Below are 6,746 nucleotides of genomic sequence, written 5' to 3' on the forward strand. Positions count from 1 at the left end.
TGTGAACGGTTCTTTGAATATTATGAGAAAAGTAGCTCTCTTTTGTCTTTGACCATGGGAAGCGAGGGTGTTGTAGTTCACGAGCGTCAGGATAACACCTGCGATCCGAAGGATATGTCTTATGTGACTATATCCTTATAAACTATAAATTGTTAAATATTAAACATGAAAATTTTCAGAGGTCTGAGGCAGAATCAATGGCAATAAGTTTGGGAGAAATGCCAAGCTTAGAAATCCTGACATCGACAGAGATAATGTCGCGACTTTTGTCAGTCTTTCTGCTAATTATCATCAATGCCTTTTTTGTGGTGGCAGAATTTTCTATAGTTTCTGTGCGTAGATCCCGCATTAATCAATTAGTCGATGCAGGTGATGTTCAAGCGAAAATTGTTCAACAACTTCAAAAAAATATAGACAGACTACTCTCAACCACTCAGTTAGGTATTACTTTGTCTAGTTTAGCTTTAGGTTGGATTGCTGAAGGAACTATGGCAGTAATTGTTAGATCTGCAATAGTTAAACTACCCCTACCTATTCATGTTACTCAAGCGATCGCTCACTCCCTAGCTATCCCAATTGTCACCTTTTTTATTTTGGCTTACCTGCAAATTGTCCTAGGAGAATTATGCCCAAAATCAGTAGCACTATTATATTCAGAAAAATTATCGAGATTATTTGGTCCTTTGAGTCTAGCTATCTCTCGCTTCTTTAATCCATTTATTTGGGTATTAAATCAATCTACTCGTTGGTTATTACGACTGATAGGAATTAAATACACTGGCAGTGTCTGGAAAACACCTGTTACCCCTGAAGAATTACAATTAATTATCTCTACTTCTACTGAATCAACTGGTTTAGAAGCAGAAGAACGACAATTACTTAGTAATGTCTTTGAATTTGGGGAAGTATCAGCTTTAGAAGTCATGGTTCAACGCACTAATATAGATGCTATCTCTAGTACGGCTACTTTTAAAAATTTGTTAGATGAAATTAAGGTATCTGGTCATTCTCGTTATCCTGTCATTGGTGAGTCCATAGACGACATTCAGGGTATTATAGATTTCAAAGAATTGGCTCAACCTTTAGCAAAAGGTTTATTATCCTCACAAACTTTAATTATACCTTGGATTCGTCCTGTAAGGTTTGTATCTGGACAAATGTATTTGAGCGAGTTATTATCATTGATGCAAAGAATGCGTCAAATTCCAAACAGTCGTCAGCACCCAGAAATGGTAATAGTAGTAGATGAATTTGGTGGTACTGCTGGGTTAATTACGCGAGAGGATTTGATTGCTGAAATTATCGGCGGTAATAGTTATGAAGTAACTGGTACTGAAGAATTTACTCTACAAATGTTAGACGATAAGACTTTTATTGTGCAAGCACAGTTAAGTGTAGAAGAAGTTAATGAACTATTGAATTTAGATTTACCTCTAACTGAAGATTATCAAACTTTGGGAGGATTTTTGATTTATCAGTTACAAAAAATACCTACTGCTGGAGAAAAGTTATGGTATGAAAATCTTGAATTTACTATTATTTCTGCCGAAGGCCCACGTCTCGATCAAATTAAAATTAGTCAATTAGAAGAGTTAGAAAATGAGCAAATTGTTAATGCGTTTTTAGAAGATGAAGCAGGAGAAAAAGTCAATCAAACTACATCAGATGAACTAATTGATAGCTCAGTTTTTCAGGCTGAAACTGACCCTCAAGATATGAACTAAAACCTTTATTATAGCAAGTTTTCTGGTTCTAAGAGGAGAGTTCAATAATTAATAATTAATAATTAATAATTACCTCTGTTTGAAAAGAAGAAAATTGATGCGGTAGAGAAATTTTTTTCTTCTCTTGGTCTCATGGATATGGCTCCGAGACCCGTTCTTACAGACCCGCTCCGAAGATCGCCATCCCACCCTACGGGAAGCTCCGAAGACTCACGGCTTTTTTCTCCTTTAAAGGAGAGGTTTTAAACCTTAATTATTCGGTAAATATCAAGTTAATCCTCATTTTTGTTGTCTGTTACTTTTTTCTGCATATAATATAGTACACCTCTTGCAAAAATATTATATGCTATATTTATAAGCCATTTTTTGTCTAGTTTGACGTGAAAATATACCCAGAATTGCTCATTTTTTTGAACTAATTAGGGCTTGCTCAATAAAGCTAAAAGTCAGGATAGCTGACGGTAATGGAGCTTTGTATATTCAGCTTATCTCCTAGTTATTGGCTCTTATTTCCCTCAAAATACTGAAATTTTCTGCTGAAATTCAAGAAAATTTCTTCACATAAAATAGCCGAAACCTTTGCCTGTTCCTCCCATCTCCGCGCCGCCGTGTCCTACCCCCACCAACTAATTTTTTCAGCAGACCCTAATTAAATATACAGCGATCGCCAATTTACAAAATCATTAAAAATTGGCACACTAAAAAAGTTTAGCTCATCATTAAAAGCTCAACTAACTATCGGTTTAATAGATTTTTATTAAAACTTAATTAGCAAAGCTGACCGCAAGCTAGCTGAATACTTACCCTGTAATTACTTATCTAAATTTTCTTTATAATGTTCGACTTCAATAGTAGTATGAACATTTCCTCGTGGATAAAAATTAGCTTTAATTTTTACTTCTAAAGGGTCACAAGCAGCTACCAAATCATCTAAAATTTGATTCACTGATTCTTCATGGGAAATATAACGGTCGCGATAACTATTAATATACAATTTCAGTGCTTTCAATTCCACCACTCGTTCATTTGGAACATATTTTACGTCAATTGTGGCAAAATCTGGATAACCAGAAAAAGGGCATTTACAAGTAAATTCTGGTAAAGTAATGTTAATTTCATAACGTCGTCCAACACGGGGATTAGGAAAAGTAATTAACTCTCCTTCTAATATATTCCGCTCTCCATATTTAGCTTCTTGCATATTAAACTCTTGAGAAAGTTCATGGTTAGTTTCAGAATAATTCATAGATATTAATTAAACAATTTGGAAATACAATTTGTAGAAGTAAATGCTTTTCTTTAATCGTGACTTGACTAATTTATATTTTATTGCTCTAATTTCACTAATTATCCCCCATAATTATTGAAAAATATCATAGTAGTAAAATAATGCAAAATATTAGCGCATCTAGTCAGATGGGACATAATTCCGAAAATAACTACTCTCCATCTATACCTATTTCTGTATATAGAGAAGCTACTGCTGAACTACAAGCAACTCAAATTAAGCTAGAATCACTCAAAGTTCATAATGAACAGTTAATCCAGCAAAATCAAAAACTCAGAAGAGAATTTGAAAAAGTGATTCACTCTGCGACACAGCTACAAGAAATTATAAATTCTTCTGTGCTAGTAACTCAACCTCAAATGTCTTCTTTTCCCAACTCTGAACTTAAGGTAGATACTTTTAGAGATAACTCTTTTAATTCTGATTTTGAAGTAGATTCTCCTGAAACATCATCTTCCTCACCTTCTCTACCATTTACCGACTCTAAAAAAGCAGATCCAGATTTTCCAGAGTATCTATATACAGAAGAACCAGATATAAGTAGCTACAGCAAAACTTCTAATTCCACACAAGTATCTGACCTCAATGGAATTTGGTTAGTAGTTGCTATTTGTTTGATTGTAATTGCTGCATTTGGTGCTGGGTATTGGGTTGTTCGTCCAATTTTAAATCAGCGATAATGCTCCGCTTCGCTACTGCAATAACCAATACTCACCTAAGAAGTTACAGACTCAAACACATTATTATAATCCCACGGCTTTAGTCGTGGGGTTGTTAACTCAAACCAAGCATATATGTAATTTAGTTATTATTAATTTATATTGGTTGTTCATCCTCTTGCTAAACTCGTTTGTTTGACATACTCTACTTACTTCAGGGAGTTGATTTCTCCCAGACTCGTCAGGGATTACTGGATATTCAGACGGCTTAACTCTCTCTACTCGCGCAGTAGTTAACCAGAAGCGGGACTGTCCTCAGTCGTTCAGGTGGTTAGCCTCAGTTCTCGGATATCCGACCATAATGATTTTACCAGAAATAGAGTTTGATTAAATGGTTGGTACTTTGTTAGTTTCTCTAGCTGTTTTGACTGTGCCTTCGCCACCACAGGTTCTTAGTTTTGACCTTCTCGTACTCTTTGCCTCCAAATGATTTCTCTAGCCTACGAAGTAGAGGGTCAGGTACTAATCCAAGCTTAACACAAAGTCGCCCTGAAACGGCGAGGCTTTAAAGCCTGTTTTTCGGTAAAACTGTTGACATTACGATCTTTTGTAGAAGTATCTTGGACTCCCATCCCAGGGTCAAAACCGCGCTTTATCTCAGTCAATTTTATTTGTTTAGCTTGGAGAGCTGTTTCTAGAATCTCTACAGCTTTATGCGGATTTCCATGACCACAAAAGAATAAGTCAGCAGCAAAGTAACCTAACTCAGGCCATGTATGGATGGCAATATGAGACTCTGCTAGTGTTGCCGTCGCAGTAACTCCATGAGGACTAAACTGATGAACACATAAATCTATGAGGGTTGCTCCTCCTGCTGTAATTGCATCAATTAAAGAGCAACGGATACGTTCAGAATCGTTGAGCAGTTCTGCAGGGGACTGCCAGGCATCAACGACTAGATGGGTTCCCAATTGTTTCATTCTACGCGGTTATACCTCCACCCGATTAAAGTCTTAAATTTATTAGTTTATCACAAAACTTTTGTATTTTTGAATTATGAGTAATTCATGTAACCACTTTTGGAGAATTTAGCTTTTTAGCTAGACTTGCTCCATAAATCTAAATCTATATCTATATTTAACTCTATCTGTGAGTTGAACCATTTGGCATAATTGCTTCTTTTAAGCAAACGTCCTCAAGAGCAGAAAGATTTAAACTAGACCCAATCAAGTTAGCACCACACAGGCAAGCTTCTTTTAAATCAGCACCTTTGAGAGATACTAGCAATAAACCGGAACCGTAAAGATTAGCTTTCTGTAAATTAGCACCTCGCAAATCAGCTTCCAATAAATTTGCTCCTGAGAGATTGGCCGCTTTCAAGTTAGCACCTCTTAAGTTAGCTTTTTTCAAGTCAACAGCTCGCAGGTCTGCTTGTTCAAGATTAACACCATTGAGATTAGTATTGCTAAGATTTGCTCCTTGTAGATTAACCCCACTCAAATTTGCTCCACTTAGATTAGCATTGCTCAGGTTTGCTCCTTGTAAGTCTGCCTCAATTAAGTGAGCAGCGCAAAGGTTGGCCTCTACCAAAGTTGCTTCTATTAAATCTGCCTTGATTAATTTTGCACCACTGAGATTTCCTCGTTGTAGATAAACTCGAATTAGACTTGCCTGATTTAATATAGTGCCACTTAGATCTACCTCACTCATAATTGCCCGATTCAAAGTGGCCTTAGTTAAGTCTGCGCCACTGAGAATAGCACGACTGAGGGTAGCTCCTGTTAGGTTGGCTTCAATCAGTTTTGAGCCATTCAGTAAACAAGTTCCGACCATGCTAGTGCCAATCAGAATAGCTTCTGTTAAATCTGCTTCTGAAAAAATAGCCCCACTCAGAATTACTCCACTTAAGTCAGCTTCAATAAGAGTGGTTTTAGTAAAGCTCGTAGCGCTCAAATTAGCTTCAATTAACTTAGCTTCAGAGAGGTTAGCATTACTAAAATCTGCACCAACTAGATTAGCTCCAATTAGTTTAGTTTTAGCTAGGTAAGAATTTTTGAAACTAGCATTACTTAAATTACTTCGATTCAGGTTAGCTGCACCTAAATTCACTGCAACTAGGTTAGCTCCTGGAAAATCTCTTTCTCCCTTTGAGTGTCTAATTAATAGTTCATTTGCACTTAAAAGCTCGCTGACATTCATAAAATAAATCTGTTAATTTATCTAGATTTTTGTTTATTTGCTTGATTTCCTCTTAATTGCCAAAAATTAAGTTTATAAGTTTAAAGGATTCTATATTTGGTTAAACTTTCAACAGAAATTATTTTTTGTTAATGCTAAACAAAGTTTGTCGGCGCAGCCCTTATCTGGGATGTCCTAGTGGTCTGTCAAAATATTATTGACGGGTTTTATCCCCCCTAACTACCCTTAAAAATGAGGGAATTAGAAAAAAGCTATGGACAGAATTAATTTTACAGACCACTAGTTTGAATAGGTTCATCAGTCTTGGATAATAGAACTTTACTCCATGACTAATTACTATTTGTTGTATTGATTGTATTGATCAAATTACAGGAGTTATTTGCTGGCATCCTTGTAGTCTAGAGACCCTTGTGTGGCTGCGGGTCTGTTCAGCTAGTGTCACCTCCCTGATAGTTCGTGGGACAACTAGATTGCAGGTTATTGTTATTATTAAGCTGCACAATAATTAAGCTATCAGGTTCGTCTGAAGCTGAACCTTGAGTATCTGATGTTCTTATACTGCATTTATTGCTTATATCTATTTGATCCATCAGTGCCTAATTTTTTTGAAATTGGCTGCTTCGTTAGTAAAAATGATAGCTGACAATTGACGATTAGACAAATTTTTGTTAGATTCAGTCTGAAATCTTTATACTTAAAAGATTTTAATTGACAAAAAGTTTTTTTATGATATTGTAAAAATAATTAGGGTTTGCTGAATAAAGTCTTTTTGATGGAGGAGGAGACAGGAGACAGGAGACAGGAGACAGGAGAAATGGAAATTTAGAGGAAGTTAGGAGTAAGAATTGTCCCTAAATTTTTCTGCCCAACTATGAG

5 protein-coding genes are annotated in these 6,746 nt (G+C 36.0%); 2 read left to right on the forward strand and 3 right to left on the reverse strand.

Features of this window, described 5'->3' with window-relative positions; translation table 11 throughout:
* The first annotated feature begins 197 nt into the window (after positions 1 to 197).
* On the forward strand, positions 198 to 1,724 hold the full coding sequence (locus tag F6K13_RS12165; RefSeq protein ID WP_240039160.1) for a hemolysin family protein: 1,527 nt from the start codon (positions 198 to 200) through the stop codon (positions 1,722 to 1,724).
* 811 nt (positions 1,725 to 2,535) lie between these two features.
* Here F6K13_RS12165 and queF read toward each other — a convergent pair.
* Positions 2,536 to 2,970 carry a preQ(1) synthase gene (queF, locus tag F6K13_RS12170; protein ID WP_124147072.1) on the reverse strand — a complete coding sequence of 145 codons (435 nt, stop codon included), beginning with the start codon at positions 2,968 to 2,970 and terminating at the stop codon, positions 2,536 to 2,538.
* Positions 2,971 to 3,113: 143 nt separating this feature from the next.
* Between queF and F6K13_RS12175 the strand changes: the two genes are divergently transcribed.
* Positions 3,114 to 3,692 (forward strand): hypothetical protein, encoded by a 579-nt coding sequence (locus F6K13_RS12175; protein WP_124147073.1) that lies wholly within the window; start codon positions 3,114 to 3,116, stop codon positions 3,690 to 3,692.
* A 512-nt stretch (positions 3,693 to 4,204) separates the two neighbouring features.
* Here the strand turns inward: F6K13_RS12175 and speD are convergent.
* Positions 4,205 to 4,651, reverse strand: coding sequence for an adenosylmethionine decarboxylase (speD, locus tag F6K13_RS12180; RefSeq protein WP_124147074.1), 447 nt, complete (start codon positions 4,649 to 4,651; stop codon positions 4,205 to 4,207).
* Positions 4,652 to 4,814: 163 nt separating this feature from the next.
* Positions 4,815 to 5,870, reverse strand: coding sequence for a pentapeptide repeat-containing protein (locus F6K13_RS12185; RefSeq protein ID WP_124147075.1), 1,056 nt, complete (start codon positions 5,868 to 5,870; stop codon positions 4,815 to 4,817).
* Positions 5,871 to 6,746: the final 876 nt, after the last annotated feature.

Source organism: Okeania sp. SIO2B9 (assembly GCF_010672505.1).
Taxonomy (GTDB): domain Bacteria; phylum Cyanobacteriota; class Cyanobacteriia; order Cyanobacteriales; family Microcoleaceae; genus Okeania; species Okeania hirsuta.

What these genes read in the sequence shown, in the direction of transcription:
- F6K13_RS12185 (WP_124147075.1), bottom strand. Translation starts at nt 5,870, where the DNA reads ATGAATGTCAGCGAGCTTTTAAGTGCAAATGAACTATTAATTAGACAC.
- speD (WP_124147074.1), bottom strand. Translation starts at nt 4,651, where the DNA reads ATGAAACAATTGGGAACCCATCTAGTCGTTGATGCCTGGCAGTCCCCT.
- queF (WP_124147072.1), bottom strand. Translation starts at nt 2,970, where the DNA reads ATGAATTATTCTGAAACTAACCATGAACTTTCTCAAGAGTTTAATATG.
- F6K13_RS12165 (WP_240039160.1), top strand. Translation starts at nt 198, where the DNA reads ATGGCAATAAGTTTGGGAGAAATGCCAAGCTTAGAAATCCTGACATCG.
- F6K13_RS12175 (WP_124147073.1), top strand. Translation starts at nt 3,114, where the DNA reads ATGCAAAATATTAGCGCATCTAGTCAGATGGGACATAATTCCGAAAAT.